General features: G+C 34.5%; 15 protein-coding genes. 12 read left to right on the top strand and 3 right to left on the bottom strand.

Features of this window, described 5'->3' with window-relative positions; all coding sequences use genetic code 11:
* Nucleotides 1-102 precede the first annotated feature (102 nt).
* The 12 genes from MKY04_RS20205 (at nt 103) to MKY04_RS20150 (ending at nt 13,205) form a co-directional block, all read left to right on the top strand.
* Nucleotides 103-765, top strand: coding sequence for a nuclease-related domain-containing protein (locus tag MKY04_RS20205; RefSeq protein ID WP_185807649.1), 663 nt, complete (start codon nt 103-105; stop codon nt 763-765).
* Nucleotides 766-1,402: 637 nt separating this feature from the next.
* Entirely contained in the window at nt 1,403-2,677 is a 1,275-nt protein-coding gene (ltrA, locus tag MKY04_RS20200; protein ID WP_346235040.1) for a group II intron reverse transcriptase/maturase, read from the top strand.
* A 315-nt stretch (nt 2,678-2,992) separates the two neighbouring features.
* On the top strand, nt 2,993-4,249 hold the full coding sequence (locus MKY04_RS20195) for an MFS transporter (RefSeq protein ID WP_346235039.1): 1,257 nt from the start codon (nt 2,993-2,995) through the stop codon (nt 4,247-4,249).
* A gap of 61 nt (nt 4,250-4,310) precedes the next feature.
* On the top strand, nt 4,311-5,150 hold the full coding sequence (locus tag MKY04_RS20190) for a methyltransferase domain-containing protein (protein WP_246020192.1): 840 nt from the start codon (nt 4,311-4,313) through the stop codon (nt 5,148-5,150).
* 97 nt (nt 5,151-5,247) lie between these two features.
* Nucleotides 5,248-5,847 (top strand): lysophospholipid acyltransferase family protein, encoded by a 600-nt coding sequence (locus MKY04_RS20185; RefSeq protein ID WP_246020190.1) that lies wholly within the window; start codon nt 5,248-5,250, stop codon nt 5,845-5,847.
* A gap of 52 nt (nt 5,848-5,899) precedes the next feature.
* Nucleotides 5,900-6,358, top strand: coding sequence for a low molecular weight protein-tyrosine-phosphatase (locus tag MKY04_RS20180; protein ID WP_126293389.1), 459 nt, complete (start codon nt 5,900-5,902; stop codon nt 6,356-6,358).
* Nucleotides 6,359-6,534: 176 nt separating this feature from the next.
* The gene (locus tag MKY04_RS20175) at nt 6,535-7,254 is read left to right on the top strand and encodes a YebC/PmpR family DNA-binding transcriptional regulator (protein ID WP_346235038.1); all 720 of its coding nucleotides are present in this window, start codon (nt 6,535-6,537) and stop codon (nt 7,252-7,254) included.
* A gap of 273 nt (nt 7,255-7,527) precedes the next feature.
* On the top strand, nt 7,528-9,264 hold the full coding sequence (locus MKY04_RS20170; protein WP_346235037.1) for a methyl-accepting chemotaxis protein: 1,737 nt from the start codon (nt 7,528-7,530) through the stop codon (nt 9,262-9,264).
* A gap of 145 nt (nt 9,265-9,409) precedes the next feature.
* Nucleotides 9,410-11,107 (top strand): M3 family oligoendopeptidase, encoded by a 1,698-nt coding sequence (locus tag MKY04_RS20165; RefSeq protein ID WP_346235036.1) that lies wholly within the window; start codon nt 9,410-9,412, stop codon nt 11,105-11,107.
* A gap of 280 nt (nt 11,108-11,387) precedes the next feature.
* Nucleotides 11,388-12,467, top strand: coding sequence for an AI-2E family transporter (locus MKY04_RS20160; RefSeq protein ID WP_126293385.1), 1,080 nt, complete (start codon nt 11,388-11,390; stop codon nt 12,465-12,467).
* Nucleotides 12,468-12,560: 93 nt separating this feature from the next.
* Entirely contained in the window at nt 12,561-13,019 is a 459-nt protein-coding gene (locus MKY04_RS20155; RefSeq protein ID WP_126293383.1) for a hypothetical protein, read from the top strand.
* 15 nt (nt 13,020-13,034) lie between these two features.
* On the top strand, nt 13,035-13,205 hold the full coding sequence (locus MKY04_RS20150; protein WP_185807648.1) for a hypothetical protein: 171 nt from the start codon (nt 13,035-13,037) through the stop codon (nt 13,203-13,205).
* A gap of 87 nt (nt 13,206-13,292) precedes the next feature.
* On the opposite strand, the gene MKY04_RS20145 is transcribed toward MKY04_RS20150, so the two are convergent.
* The 3 genes from MKY04_RS20145 to MKY04_RS20135 form a co-directional block, all read right to left on the bottom strand.
* Nucleotides 13,293-14,309 (bottom strand): inorganic phosphate transporter, encoded by a 1,017-nt coding sequence (locus MKY04_RS20145; RefSeq protein ID WP_126293382.1) that lies wholly within the window; start codon nt 14,307-14,309, stop codon nt 13,293-13,295.
* 17 nt (nt 14,310-14,326) lie between these two features.
* Complete coding sequence (locus tag MKY04_RS20140; RefSeq protein ID WP_126293380.1) at nt 14,327-14,947, bottom strand: DUF47 domain-containing protein; 621 nt, start codon at nt 14,945-14,947, stop codon at nt 14,327-14,329.
* 244 nt (nt 14,948-15,191) lie between these two features.
* On the bottom strand, nt 15,192-16,352 hold the full coding sequence (locus MKY04_RS20135; protein ID WP_346235035.1) for an SAM-dependent methyltransferase: 1,161 nt from the start codon (nt 16,350-16,352) through the stop codon (nt 15,192-15,194).
* Nucleotides 16,353-16,406 lie beyond the last annotated feature (54 nt).

Here is a 16,406-nt window from a genome sequence, read left to right as displayed (position 1 = left end):
CTGAATACCTTCTTAAAATAGGTAGAGACCAAAATAATATGTCTAATACTGAATAGTTTTGCTACAATTAAAAATAATGGAAAATGAATGAGGGTGAGACAGATGGCAATTTCAATTTTATTTATTGCAATTATTATTGGAATCTTATTTTTGTTTGCATTATATATGTATGAGAATAGCCCGTTTAGCAAAACGACAGGGTATACGTTTATTGATCTGTGGACGGATAAAAAAATAAAATCCTTATATAAAATTGTCCGGGCTTTGCCAAAAGAAAGTGACAATTATAAGATTTTATTTAACTTAGTTCTCCCTAATAACAGAAATGTTGATATGGTAATACTCCACGAAGCCGGTATATTCGTAACAGATATAAAGAATCTTGGAGGCTGGATTTTTGGAAGGGAACAAGATTCCTTATGGGCACAAGCTTTACATAAAGATAAATTAATTAAGTTTAATAATCCAATTATTGATACTAAACTTGCAATTTTGGATTTAAAGGAAGTACTTCCAAACTTAGCAAGGGGTCATTTCCAGTCCTTAATTGTTTTTAACGACAACTGTTCCTTTAATAAGATCGAAATCCATTCACAAAATGTTGATGTTGTTAAAGTAAAAGAATTAAAAAATTATTGGAAAAATGATTTGGATAAAAAAATAACAACGGAAGAAATTAATAAAATTTATAATGCATTAGAAAAATACGTGAGTTTTAAAGAAAATAAAAAGCAGCCTTCTATTAACAATATAACTGCTAATTAAATAAAGTATAACTAGTTTAATTTCGTGTAGGAGATTGAGACTGTTGGATTTACATCTAAAGGCATAATTTTTGTTTACTATAAAAACTTAAAATCTTTCTTCCTAATTATACCGGGCCTTATAGACTCGGTTTTTTATGTGTGCCAGGCATGGCAACTATCTAGGTGGTGAAAGTCCACTGTGGAGGTACACATCGACCAACCACTAAGGAAGCGCAAGGTACTTATCGCGAGATAAGGGCTGGAGGAAGCGTGGAATAAAATCTTGGCTCGACGAACAGAAATCTGATACCAAGGCTCTACAAAGGGATAAGACTCCATAACAAGTTAAAGTCCAAAAGATGTGCGTAACTTTGCAGAGTAAATCAGGCGAGTAAAAGAGGAAAGATAGTTGTCTTACCCTGGGAGGTCTTGCGGATGTACATAGTTACAGTCGAAAACGGTTAGTCGCAAGAAGTCAGCAGAAGCCATAGTAATGACCTTTGGTCATGAAGGGCTGAACAATTTATAGTGTTTCAACGCCACAAATGCGTAAGTAACGGACTCCGAATGTGTTAATGGTGAAAGTATGAGCGTATCTCAAATGATAACCAAAATGGAGATATTACTTACTACGTAAGAGGAAAGGAGAAACGAGTGTGCAACTATTAGAAAAGATTCTAAGCAATCAAAATATGAATGAAGCCTACTTACGTGTCTATAAAAATAAAGGTGCAGGTGGAGTCGACGGAATAACGGTTGATGAACTTAAAAAGTATCTGAAAGAGAACAAGGATGAGCTACGTCAGCGCATCAGAACCAAAAAATACCAACCACAAGCTGCCTTACGAGTGGAAATCCCAAAAGAAAATGGAAAGATGCGCAAACTGGGAATACCAACAGTAGTGGATAGGGTAGTTCAACAGGCAATTCATCAAGTACTCAGTCCGATATTTGAAAAAGAGTTCAGTGAATACAGTTACGGTTTTAGACCAAATAGAAGTTGTGAGATGGCAATCATAAAAAGCCTCGAATTTCTGAACGATGGATATGATTGGATAGTGGACATTGACCTTGAAAGATTTTTCGACACAGTCAACCATGATAAACTCATGCGAATTATATCCAAAACAATCGATGATGGAGATGTCATTTCTTTAATAAGAAAATACTTGGTCAGTGGGGTCATGGTAAAGGGGAAATATGAAGAAACACCGATTGGAACCCCACAAGGAGGAAACCTTAGCCCACTGCTAAGTAACATAATGTTGAATGAACTGGACAAGGAACTAGAAAATAGAGGACTCCAATTCGTGAGATATGCGGATGACGTTCTTATCTTTGTGAAGAGTGAGAAAGCTGCAAACAGAGTAATGGAATCAGTCGTGAAATTTATAGAAAAGAAATTAGGGTTGATTGTCAATACAGAAAAGAGTAAAATCGCTCGTCCAAAAGACTTGAAATTTTTGGGGTTTGGATATTACTACGATTCAAAAGATAAGAAATATCAAGTCCGACCACATCCAATTTCAGTACAGAAATTTAAAAGGAAACTTCGACAACTAACAAAACGAAACTGGAGCATTCCGTTAGACTACCGAATACTGAAACTAAAACAAGTAATATTTGGTTGGGTAAATTATTTTAGAACTGCAAACATGAAAACGGCTATGCGTAAAATTGATAAGAAACTACGCTCAAGAATAAGGGTAATCATTTGGAAACAATGGAAGGTACCAAGAAGACAGATAAGGTCGCTAATCCAATTAGGTATACCCGAAGAAGAAGCCAAAGGCTTAACATTCTGTAGGAAAGGTTATCGATTTATCGGATTATCGAAAGTTGTTCATAGAGCAATCTCTAATAAAAGACTAAAGCAGAGGGGAATACCCTCTGCTTTAGAACGTTACTTAGAAGTTCACACTGTGATATAAATTGAAACGCCGTATACGAGACCCGTACGTACGGTGTTGTGAGAGGGGCGAAAATAAGTCAACTTATTTTTCCTCTACTCGATTATTAATAAGGATAAATTTGTTGAAAATTGTTTAGCTCCAACACCCAACTTTTTAAGTCGAGTGCTACCCTCCTATTGATAATTAATTGTGCTTACAAAAAACGGGTCATGGATGCAAGTGTTTAAACTGATGCAGGGAATCTTTAAGCTATGTGCCTTTCTTCTGAAATTTCAATGAATTAATAAATATAGTTCATGTACAATAGAGAAAAACAAATTTTAAGGTGGATAAATGAGAAAAATACATTTTAGCTGGGTAATTTTATCAATTACTTTTATTACTATTATCGTTGCAGGGATTATTCGTTCTTCCTCGGGAATTTTTATTGATCCTTTTGAAACAGAGTTTGGTTGGGATCGCCCAACGATTTCTTTCTCTTTCGCTTTATGTTTATTTTTATATGGGTTTTCGGGGCCGTTTATGGCGGCATTTGTTGATGTATTTGGTTTGAAAAGAATGATGCTTTATTCAATGTCCATCTTATCAATTGGACTTGGGTTTACCTTTATTATGAAAAGTGAATGGCAGCTGATTTTAATTTGGGGTGTCATGCTTGGTGTTGGTTCTGGTTTGTTTTTAACTGTATTAAGTACACAAGTTGCAAATCGGTGGTTTGTTAAAAGAAGAGGGTTGGCTGTTGGTATTTTAACAGCGGCAACAGCAACTGGACAATTAATTCTACTTCCTGTACTAGCAAGCTTTGTCGAAAATTATTCTTGGCGTACGGCAATTGCATTAATTTTTGTTTTGAGTATTGCCATGCTTATACTTATTGCAATGTTTATGAAAAGTTGGCCAAAAGATATCGGCATTATGCCATATGGCCAAGAAGAGATTGCTGTAGAAGAACCAAAGATAGTTAAGCAACAAAACCCTTTTAAAATGGCAATTGCCTCTTTATTTGAAGGACTAAAGGTGAAGGAGTTTTGGCTGCTTGCAGGAAGTTTTTTTATTTGTGGATTATCGACGAGCGGTCTAATAGGAACACATTTTATTTCATATTGTATAAGCTTTGGAATACCGTTAGTAACCGCAGCATCTATGTTATCTTTTATGGGCGTATTTGACTTAATTGGGACAACGATTTCGGGTTGGTTATCAGATCGTTTTGATAATCGTTGGCTGTTATTTTGGTATTATTCCTTAAGAGGTGTATCTCTATTATTTTTGCCATTTGCATTGGCGCAAGGCTCCTATACTTGGCTTGTCATCTTCTCAATATTTTACGGTCTAGATTGGATTGCTACAGTACCGCCAACAATTGGATTGACAAGACAAAAATTTGGTATTGAAAAAAGTGCTATGATGTATGGTTGGATAACTGCAGCCCACCAGGTTGGAGCAGGGGTAGCTGCGTTTTCAGGGGGTATTATTTATAAAGTTTTTAATTCTTACATGTGGGCTTTTTTATTAGCTGGCGGATTTTGTTTAATAGCAAGTCTATTTGTCATTTTAATTAAAAAACAACCATCTAAAGAATTTGTTTAGTTTTTCATTATTTGTTAATGAATGATATGATACTAACAGAAAATAAAAAGGAGTATTCTTCGTGGGGAAAGTTTCAAAAAGAACTGCAAGCATTTTATATATGAAAGAGCAACAATCACTTTTCTCCTGTCCAATCTGTAAAAGCAGCATGAATGTCGGAGATGATGGCCACATTGTTTGTGCCAAAAAACATTCGTTTGATATTGCGAAACAAGGCTATGTGAATTTTATGATTAAGCCTTCACCTTCAATGTATAGTAAAAGTTTATTTCAATCGCGTCAGGAAATTATAACAAGTGGATTATATGAACCAATACAAAAAGCAATCGCAAACCTTATTGGGAAACAAGCTGATGCAATACTAGATACTGGCTGCGGAGAGGGCTCACATTTAGAAAAAATATGCAGCTTATTAAATCGTCAAATACTTGCTGTGGGTATTGATATATCAAAAGAAGGAATACAAGCTGCAGCAAAATATTATGAAGATAAAATATGGTGTGTAGGAGATTTAGCAAACAGCCCTTATCAAGAACAATCATTTGATATTATACTAAACATATTATCTCCAGCTAATTATGATGAATTTAGCCGATTATTAAAGCCGAATGGGAAAGTAATTAAGGTTGTGCCCCAATCCGGCTACTTAAAAGAATTAAGAAAAGAAGCCTTTGCAAGCTCTGAAAAGGAAAATTATTCAAATGAGCAAACGGTTGAAAGATTTAAAGAGCATTTTGCAAATGTTGAGCAAGAGCGGATAACGTACACAATGGAGCTGGAGCCGCATCTAGTTCCAAAGCTTCTTGAAATGACTCCATTAGGATGGCATTTGCAAAAGGAAGTTTCTCTGAATGACATTACCATTGATCTTGAAATTTTAGTTGGCAAGCTTTCTAATTAAATTGATGGGCTAAGCATTTTGAAATAGAATAAACATATCGACTAAAAAAGATGAAAAATGACGTATTAATAGTAAAATAAAAGGTAGGAATGTAGCAGTGTTATATAATTTTGGAGCAAGACTGATCGGTATTCTTTTATGGTTGAACGGTGCAAAAGCAAAGGTTTATGGAAAACAAAATTTGCCTAAAGAAGGCGGCTATATTATTGCTTGTACACATAATGGCTATGTCGATATTTTTAATTTAGGTGTATCGTTAATGCCGCGGCAAATTCATTTTATGGCTAAGAAGCAATTATTTGATATAACAGTGTTGGGTCCATTGATTAAAAGGTTAAATGCTTTCCCTGTTGACCGTGATAATCCAGGTCCGAGTGTAATAAAAATACCACGTCAATTGATTAAAGAGGGGAAAGTGGTTGGTATTTTTCCTAGTGGTACTCGTTCAACGGAAAATGTAGAGTTAAAACAAGGTGCCATCACAATTGCACAGCTTTCAAAAGCACAAATAGTTCCAGCAGCATATGTTGGGCCTCGAAATTTAGGAGAGGTATTTAAGCGTCAAAAGGGCTATTTAATTTATGGCAAACCTTTTACGGTTGCTGGTGGTAAAGAAGCACGTGATGAGTCTACTGATTATCTAGAACAAGAGCTATCACGTTTAACAGAAGAGTTGAAATTAAAAATTACAAAATAATGTAAAGCACTTTCCGATTATGGAGAGTGCTTTAATTCTGGAGGATTAATATATGATTCGTGTGCTTTTTGTTTGCTTAGGGAATATTTGTCGTTCTCCGATGGCAGAAGCAGTTATGCGGGACTTAATCGAGAAAAGAGGGCTTGCTGATGCAATCAAAGTTGATTCAGCAGGGACAAGCTCCTGGCATGTTGGAGAACCTCCACATAGAAAAACACAGTTAAAGTTAAAGGAATACGGTATTTCAACAAGTGGCATGAAGAGCCGCCAACTAAAGAATGATGATTTTGAAGCCTTTGATTACATCGTGGGGATGGATAGCAGCAATGTAAATAATATTCGAGAAATGCTTGGTCAGCCTGAACATCCAAAAATTTTTCGCCTATTAGATTTAACATCCCACAAAAAAGATATTCCAGATCCATATTATACTGGGGATTTCCAAGAAACCTATGATTTAGTTTCAGAAGGATGCGAAGCTTTGCTGAAGAAAATTATAGAAGCAATGTAGCGTTACGTTTAAATACAATCCATTTTTAAGTAATTCCAAAAATAGGATAAGGAATATCCGACCTTTTTCTTTCTGTTCATATTGGTGTATAATATTACAGTCTCATTTACTTTATTTAACTAAGTTAATACGATGCCTCAATTAATATATTAAAAAATTGAAAGAGAGTGAATCCAATGGGTCGTAAATGGAATAACATTAAAGATAAAAAGGCAGAGAAGGATAAAAATACTAGTCGCATTTATGCTAAGTTTGGTACTGAAATTTATGTAGCTGCCAAAAAAGGTGAACCAGATCCAGAGTCAAATGCAGCATTAAAAGCAGTTTTAGAACGTGCTAAAACATACAATGTTCCAAAACATATTATTGATAAAGCTATAGATAAAGCAAAAGGTGCTGGCGGCGAAGACTATGATGAGCTACGCTATGAAGGCTTTGGTGTAGGCGGCACGATGGTTATTGTTGATGCACTTACTAATAACGTAAATCGTACAGCCTCTGACGTTCGTGCTGCTTTCGGTAAAAACGGCGGCAACATGGGTGTAAGTGGTTCTGTAACATACATGTTTGATTCAACTGCAGTGTTTGGTATTGAAGGGAAATCTGCTGATGAAATTTTAGAAATCTTATTAGAAGCAGATGTTGATGCAAGAGATGTATTTGAAGAAGATGATGTAACAATTGTTTATGCTGAGCCGGATCAATTCCATACTGCTCAGGAAGCATTTAAAGCAGCAGGAATTGAGGAATTTACAGTTGCTGAACTGACAATGCTGCCACAAACAGAAGTAGCATTATCTGGTGAAGATAAAGCGAAGTTCGAAAAAATGATCGATGCATTAGAAGATTTAGATGACGTTCAACGTGTATATCATAACGCGGATTTAGGAGAGTAAATCTTATATTGAAATTGTAAATAACACCCAGTAGTCGTTGGACTACTGGGTGTTTTTATATTTAAAATACCCTTGGAGAAGTCGTTAAATGCTACAATTTTCACCTAAGTTGTCCTTCACAAATTAATTATTAAAAAGTTACTTTTTGAGAAAAACGTTTTCAAACAGAAATTTAGTATAAAAATCTACTAATACAGCATTGTTAAAAATGAAAAATATGTATAATATTAGTAGAAAATAATATAAATAAATTGGTCTCTTAGGGGTGGAGAAATGAAGCAATCAATTAAGGGGAAATTACTAGTTTTTTCGTTTTTACTTTTTTTAGTACCTAGCTTAACCATTGGAATCATTAGCTATTTTCAGGCAAAAAATAGTATGGATGAATTAGGGGAAACGATTATTAAAAATAGTGTGGAGTCCTCGTTGCAGCTGATAGAGTCAGTAAATCAGGAAGTTGAAAATGGTACTCTTACACTAGAAGAAGCACAAGAACAAGTGAAAACGACTCTTATAGGAGAAATGGAGAAGGATGGGACTCGCAAAATTGCCTACCCAGGTGATTTAGGAGAGAATGGCTATATTTATATTTTAGGACATGATGGCACATTGCTTGGACATCCAACGAGAGAAGGAGATAATCTTTGGAATGACCAAGACACCTCAGGTCAGTATTTCATTCGCGAAGTAAAGGACCGTGCAATTGAGGGTGGGGGTTTTACCTATTATGAATTTGAACTTCCAGGACAAGACACTGTTGCGCCAAAATTAATATATTCAAAATTAGATCCAAATTGGAACTGGATCATCGCTTCAGGTACATATAATCAAGACTTTAATGCAGCAGCCAATCAACTATTAACAGTTATATTAATAACAATCGGTGTATCAATTATTATAGGCGGTCTTGCTACGATTCTGTTCTCACGTCATTTAGCACGTCCATTAATGAAGCTATCAAAAAGAGTAAGAGAAGTGGCGAAAGGAAATTTAACAGTTGAGCTGCAGGATCTAAATCGAAAAGATGAAATTGGAGCATTAAACAATGGCTTTAACAATATGGTACAGCAGCTAAAAAATTTAATTTCAGGTGTAGAGTCTACAATTGTTGAAATTCAAACGACATCAGCTAATCTTTCCTCTGTAGCAGAAGAAACAATTGTTCATGGAGAGGATATTGTAAAAGCAGTAACTGAAGTGGCAGATGGAGCAACACAACAAGCTTCGGACACGGAGGAAACAAACCGAACTTCAATTGAATTCGCAAAACAAATAGAGGTGCTTCATGAGAAAAATGAATCCATGTTAGAATCATCGAAAATTATGAGAAGCTCGAATGAACAAGGATTGAAAAATTTAATTATCTTAAAAGAACGTTCTCATGAATCATATGAGTTAATTATAAAGGTGCAAAATGTAATTGATAGTTTAATCTTAAAAGTAAAAGAAATTGAAGGAATTGTAGGTACAATAACTGAAATTTCAAATCAAACAAACTTACTCGCATTAAATGCTTCCATAGAGGCTGCTCGTGCTGGGGAAAATGGAAAAGGTTTTGCCGTTGTTGCTGAAGAAGTACGGAAATTAGCTGACCAAACAAGTGAAGCAACCGAGTTGGTACGCAATACGCTGCGCGGTATTGTTAGTGAGACAGATGTAGTAACAAAGGAAATGTCTAAAACGAACTCCATTGTACAAGATCAAAATAAATCAGTAACTGAAACAGAAAACTCATTTACTTACATTGAAGCTGCAGTTAAAAATATTATACTTACAATTGAAGATGTATCATCAAGTGTAAATCAATTAAATGAATCTAAAAATATTATGACTCGTGCAATTGAAAACATCGCTGTAATTAGTGAAAAGAATGCTGCGACAGCTGAGGAGGTTACTGCATCAGTGGAAGAACAGCAAAAAGCAATTCAACTTGTAACAGAATCCTCTAAAGACTTATCGCTGGAATTATCTGCCTTACAAGAATCCATACAACAATTTACTGTACGCTAAGTAAGCTCAAGCAGTTCTAAGGGAAACTGCTTGAGCTCTTTATATTAAACTACAAGCGGATTATCAGAATAATTGCGCTTTAAAATAATATCATGAATAATAATTATTAAAGTTTCGGATTCGAAAAATGAAAGAGGTGTCATGGATGGTTGTTTTTAAAGATTATGAGTACAGACGTCCAAATTTGGAGGAGATGAAGAAGAAGGCAGGAGTATTATTAGAGCAATTTAAACAAGCTGATACTGTTGATTCTCAAAGTAAAGTAATTGAACAAATTAATGCATTACGCAATGATTTCTCCACCCAGGCAAATTTAGTTTATATCCGCGCTTCTATTGATACGAACGATGAATTCTACCAAGTTGAACGTGATTATTTAGACGACATTACGCCGCAAGTAGAAGAAATAGTTTTTAATTATTACAAAGAGCTCGTTAAATCTCCATTTAGAAAGCAATTAGAGGAGAAATGGGGGACACAGCTTTTTGCATTAGCTGAAAATCAGATAAAAGGCTTTTCACCAAAAGTAATTGAACTAATGCAAAAAGAAAACAAACTTATTTCCGAATATAGCAAATTAGTTGCATCGGCACAAATTGAATTTGACGGGAAGATACTAACTCTTGCTCAACTTACACCATATACAGAATCAACTGATAGGGAAGTTCGTAAGCAAGCGATGGAGGCTCGTTTTAATTTCTTTAGCGAAAATACTGAAAAATTCGATGAAATCTTTGATCAGCTTGTTCAATTGCGCCATAAAATTGCGGTAACATTAGGTTACAAAGATTACGTAGAACTCGGTTATATAAACATGAACCGTATTGATTACGATGCAGAAATGGTAGCAAATTACCGTGATCAAGTTCACAAATTGATCGTTCCAATCGCAACAAAACTATATGAGCGGCAAGCGAAAAGAATTGGTATAAGCGACTTTAAGTTTTATGATGAAGGCTTAAATTTCTTATCCGGAAACGCAAAGCCTCAAGGTGAGCCATCGTGGATTGTTGAAAACGGCAAAAAAATGTACGAGGAGCTATCCACTGAAACAGGTGAGTTCTTCAACTATATGATTGATCATGAATTGATGGATTTAGAGGCGAAGAAAGGGAAAGAAAGTGGAGGATACTGCACATTTATTGAAAACTATGAATCACCTTTCATTTTCTCGAATTTTAATGGAACTTCAGGAGATATTGATGTGCTGACACATGAAGCAGGGCATGCTTTTCAGGTGTACTCCAGTCGACATATTGGGATTCCGGAATATTTATGGCCTACTTATGAATCAGCAGAAATTCATTCAATGAGTATGGAGTTTTTCACATGGCCGTGGATGGAGCTATTTTTTAAGGAAGAAACGGAAAAATATAAATTTGCCCATCTAAGTGGAGCATTATTATTTTTACCATATGGTGTTGCAGTTGATGAATTCCAACATATTGTTTACCAAAATCCAGCTATGTCACCAGCACAGCGTAAAAAAGCCTGGAAGGAAATTGAAGAAAAATATTTGCCTCATCGTGATTATGATGGCTATGAATATTTAGAAGCTGGTGGTTTTTGGCAGCGTCAAGCACATATTTATGCGAATCCATTCTATTATATAGATTACACACTTGCACAGGTTTGTGCATTGCAATTTTGGAAACGGTCTAGAGAAGACTTTGAGTCGGCATGGAAAGACTATATTCATCTTTGCAAATTAGGTGGTTCTTTGCCATTTACAAAGCTAGTGAAAGAAGCAGGCTTAATCTCTCCGTTTGACAATGGATGTATACAATCTGTTATCGAAGCAATTGAAAACTACTTAAATTCTATTGATGATACAAGTTTATAAAATATTAGAGAGTAATCTAAAAGTAGCAGTGTCATAATTATTTAAAAAGAATTTGCCCATTTATTGGAAATGGGCATTTTTTAGTTTAGAAAATACACGATAACTGCAGTAGAGTGCTTCGAATGCAACGGCTCGAGCAGCTTCGCTTTCGTCTCTAAAAAATGTGACCAGAATCGACTTATCTCGAAATGAAAATTAATATAAAACGTAAATAGTTATATAATGGGTGAATAGGAAAGTTGCATATATGGTACAATGTGGAAAGGAGTGAATATATTATATGACAAAAAAAGTATGGTTCCAGGTAGGAATGGGTGTATTAATTGCCCTTTTAATTATTAAATATGTTATTGAAGTTCGATGGATTTTGAATCCAATTTTTATCATTATTAAAACGATATTTATTCCAATGTTATTAGGCGGCGTTCTTTATTATATATCAGAACCGTTACAGCGATTTATGGAGAAAAAAGGAGCTCCTAGGTGGGCAAGTATTTCAACGATTTTGCTGTTATTGGCAGGCATCGTAACAGGGCTGCTTTTAATGATTGGTAATCCTATTACAGAACAAGTTAATAATTTAGTAAAAAATGCACCATATATTGAGGATAAGATTATGGATGTAGCAGACATCGTTTTAGAAAATAAGGATAATCTTCCACCGCAAGTAGAAAAGTTTATTGATTCGATATCAAGTTCGATTCAGGATATTGCAATGGCAGGAAGTAAGTATGTTGTGACCATTGTGAGTGGTACTGTTTCTGCGACTTTTACATTAATTTTAGTACCATTTTTCTTTATATACATGTTAAAGGATCATGAAAAATTTGCACCAAATATATATAAAATTTTTTCAGGCGAAAGACGAACATGGGTAAAAGAAACATTAGCTGATATTGATCATGTATTAAGAAACTATGTACAAGGACAAGTACTAATCAGTCTTATCCTTGCATTAATGACTTTTATAGGGTACTTATTGATTGGTCTTGAGTATTCATTATTACTTGCGATATTCGCCTTTTTTATGAATATGATTCCTTTTATAGGGCCGTGGATTGCTCTTGCGCCAGCAATTGTTGTCGCGCTTATACAAGACCCTATTTTGGTTATTTGGGTTTGTGTAGTTACACTCGTTGCACAGCAATTAGAAAGCAACTTAATTACACCAAATATTATGGGTAAATCATTAGATGTGCATCCATTAACGGTTATTACGATTGTGCTTGCAGCAGGCAATATTGGAGGATTTATTGCGATTATTATTGCGATCCCAACTTATGCTGTGTTAAAAGCTATTGTTAAAAACATTTATGAAGAAAGAAAAAAAATCAAAGAAGCTGCAACAAAGTCAGTTTGATAAGTGCATAACGCAGTATACCAAAAAAGGGTGTACTGTGTTTCTTTTTAGTGTAAAGTGTATTTGTATATTGAATTGAAAAGGAGTTCATCCATGCTATCATTTGAACAAAAGCAAGATATTATTGAATCGTTTCCAGAGCTAACTAAAAAAGAGATTTCGTTAAACCGATTAAACTATCATTTCGAGAATAGTTTACATGAAAAAACAATTGTTATTGAAAAATTACATCCAAACGGCAATGGGTTTGTGTATGTAGGAGATTTATTGAAATATGAGAAGGAAGCAAATGAAAAAGGGCTAGTGAATATTCGTGAATACGATGAGCAAGCGTTAAGAGAAATTATTCGAGATGCGATAGACTATATGTCTGAAGATATGGAAACACCGATTGTAGAAAATTGGACTTCTAGAGAAGGTGTATTATTAGAGCTAGTTCATGAAAAGCGAAATTGGAATATTTATTTCCGAAATAATTTAGAAGAATCCTTTGGTACTCGTGAAGCAGCGGTAGAATATTTATTTGAAGAAGGCTTTAAGCCCAAAAAATAAAGGGGAAGAGTTAAAATGAATGGGAAAAAGGCTGCAATTACATTAATAGGAATTATACTTTTAGTCAGTTTATTAGTTGTAATAGCCATTAAAGTATTTTTTGCAACATATGAACCAAAACAGGTAGAAGATACGGTTACATTTGCGCAGATTTCATCACAATTTTTAACTTCATATAAAAGTTGAAATTTAAAAAGGGGTCTGACCAGAAAGGGATATTTCTGGTTAGACCCATTTAATTAAATCTTAAGATCCCTATTTACCATGCAAAATCTAGAAGAATAAGTTTAGTATAGAGTAAATAATAGCGGCCATTAGAGCTGAAATAGGCATTGTAATAATCCATGTCAGTACAATTTTACGAGCAACGCCCCATTTTACTCCTTTAACACGCTGTGCTGAACCTACACCCATAATAGCTGAGGAAATAACATGAGTTGTTGAAACCGGTAAATGGATTAATGTAGCCCCAAAAATTACGGAAGCGGACGCTAAATCTGCTGCTGCTCCGTTTACTGGACGGATTTTCATAATTTTACCGCCCACAGTTTTAATAATTTTGTAACCACCGACTGATGTACCAAGTCCCATCGCAATTGCACAGGCAATTCGAACCCATTCTTGAACTTCATCGCCTGTTTGTAATCCCGCAGCGATTAACGCCATTGTTATAATTCCCATTGCTTTTTGAGCATCGTTAGTACCATGTGTAAAGGATTGCAATGCTGCAGTGAAAACTTGTAGTGTTCGAAAGCCCTTATTTGTTCGATAAAGGTTTAAATTTTTAAATAAGCCTTTAAATATGGACATGTATAAAAATCCTATTGCCAAAGCAATAAATGGCGATGCAATTAAACCTATTAAAATACTGGAAAATCCACCATAATTTAAAATACCAAAGCCAGCAGCGGCAATTGCAGCACCTGCAATTGAACCAATTAATGTATGAGATGAACTTGACGGAATACCGAAGTACCATGTAAGCAAGTTCCAAGTAATTGCGGAAATTAAAGCTGCTAGAATAACGATAGTACCAGTAGTATCATCTGGACCAGCATTTAAAGCAAATGGGTCAACGATATCCTTTGCAATTGCTTTCGCCACTCCTACAAATGTGATTGCTCCAAGGAAGTTCATTATAGCAGCCATTAATACAGCAACTCGCGGAGGTAATGCACGTGTAGATACGGAAGTAGCGATAGCGTTGGCAGTATCATGGAAACCGTTAATAAAGTCGAAAGCTAAAGCAAAGATTACGACTAATATTGTGATAAATAAAATAGTGTCCATTTAAAAATCTCCTGATCTTATGCGTTGCGCATAATAATTGTTTCTAATGTATTTGCTACATCTTGGCATGAGTCGGCAATTTCCTCTAGTTGATCATAAATGTCTCTCATTTTAATTAAACGAATTGGATCTTTTTCTTTTAAGAATAACTGTTTAATAGAAGAACGGGAAATTTCATCGCATTCGCGTTCATAATCTTTAATTAGAATGATGTGTTTACGCATTTCCAGTAGATGTTTTTTATTTAACAGGTCTGTTGCTGCGACTATTTCATCTGCACTTTTCGAAATGAAGTCTAAAAACTTTTCCATTGACTCATCTATGTCTATAAAAGAGAACATTTCAAAGTGTGCGATACAATGTTCTGCACCGTCTAGTACATCGTCCATTTTGTTTGCTAACGCTAAAATATCCTCACGTTCAATTGGTGTCATAAAAGATTTATTAAGCATGACGATTAGTTCATGAATTAATTTATCTCCATCAGTTTCATATTTTTTCATTTTTACGCTAAGTTCTTTTAAGTCTGCTATTGATTCTATTCGGAAATCTCTAGCATAATGAATACCTTCTCTCATATTTTCAGCTATCTTATGTAAAGATAGGAAAAATGGATCTGATTTTTTTGAACTAAACATGGAATTGCCCCCTGGTATACGTGTAATTTTAACTAAAATTTAAAACTGAAACATAGAATATCATAACAAAATAATTAAAAAATCTACATAAAATATCTATTGAAATATACAAAATTTACATTGCTGTAATATACATAATGTTCAAAAAATAATATCTGAATATAAAAAAGACAAATATATAAAAGGTATATTGCTCCTATACTTATATATTTGCCTAATAAAATTTATTTATTACGGTTTTTGTTTAGAGATATTCACGAAGTTCATTTTGCAAAAATGGCTTCGCAGATAAAAATTCTATGAATGAATTATAGCGTGTACGCTGCTCGCTTGTTGGCTTTTTACCTGTGAAGTATGCTCGTATTAAAATATTTTTTGGAGTATGCTCAACGTCAATAAACTCTAACAATTGTGCATCATATCCAACAAGCGACAGAATTTCAGCGCGAATAGAATCTGTAGCTAGCGAAGCAAATCGCTCTTTTATTAAGCCGTGCTGAGTCATTATTTCAAGAGCAGGTGATTGCAGTTGTCGATTTAATTCATGTTGACAGCATGGAACGCTTAGTATAACTTTAGCACCCCATTTTACTGCACGGGCAAGCGCCATATCTGTTGCAACATCACAAGCATGTAAAGTTACTACCATATCCACAGAGGTTTCATCATTATAATCATTTATATCTCCAACTAAAAACTCAAGCTGCTCATAATGTAAATCCTGTGCAATGCGATTACATTCATCTATTACTTCTTTTTTTAAGTCAAGTCCAGTAACTCGTATATCTAGACCCTTTTCCACTTTTAAATAATGATAAAGTGCAAAGGTTAAATATGATTTGCCTGATCCAAAATCTAATATTCGGATTTGGCGATTTTTTGGTAAATGTGCTAATGAATCGTCGATAAATTCAATAAAACGATTGATTTGACGGAACTTATCATATTTTTGTTTTTTGATTTTTCCATCTTCCGTTTGTACACCTAGGCGGATAAGGAAGGGGTAGGGGGTAGACTCGTCTAATAAATATTGCTTTTTGCGATTATGAGATAGGTCGACTTGCTTAGATGATTTTGATTTTTCTTCTTTCCAAAGTACTTTATTTTTTTTAGATAATTGTATTTGGATGTTCTCATCTATAAATTGAGCATGAATTTGACGAAACTGTTGTAATAACAATTCAAATGCTTCAGAAAACTTTTCTAATAAAACATTTTCGTGTTTTAAAACTCGTTCAAATTGGTACTCAATTTGAATATGATATTTCCCTTTCAATTCAATAGGTTTAATTTTAACACGTTTAATTTCATTTGATTTTTGACGTGGTTGACTAATTGTAGCATTTATAAGTTCTTTGTTATCAATACGTTTTATAAATTCTGTTTTCATTTGCTCAAAGTCCATATTAATCAGCCTTCTTCTAATTTTGATGGAAATAGTTTAACATAGGAGCCCTAG

Origin of the sequence: Lysinibacillus telephonicus (assembly GCF_039654155.1) — a bacterium.
GTDB lineage: Bacteria > Bacillota > Bacilli > Bacillales_A > Planococcaceae > Ureibacillus > Ureibacillus telephonicus.
The sequence above is the reverse complement of the archived record's forward strand: the minus strand, read 5'-3'. Positions and strand labels throughout refer to the sequence as shown.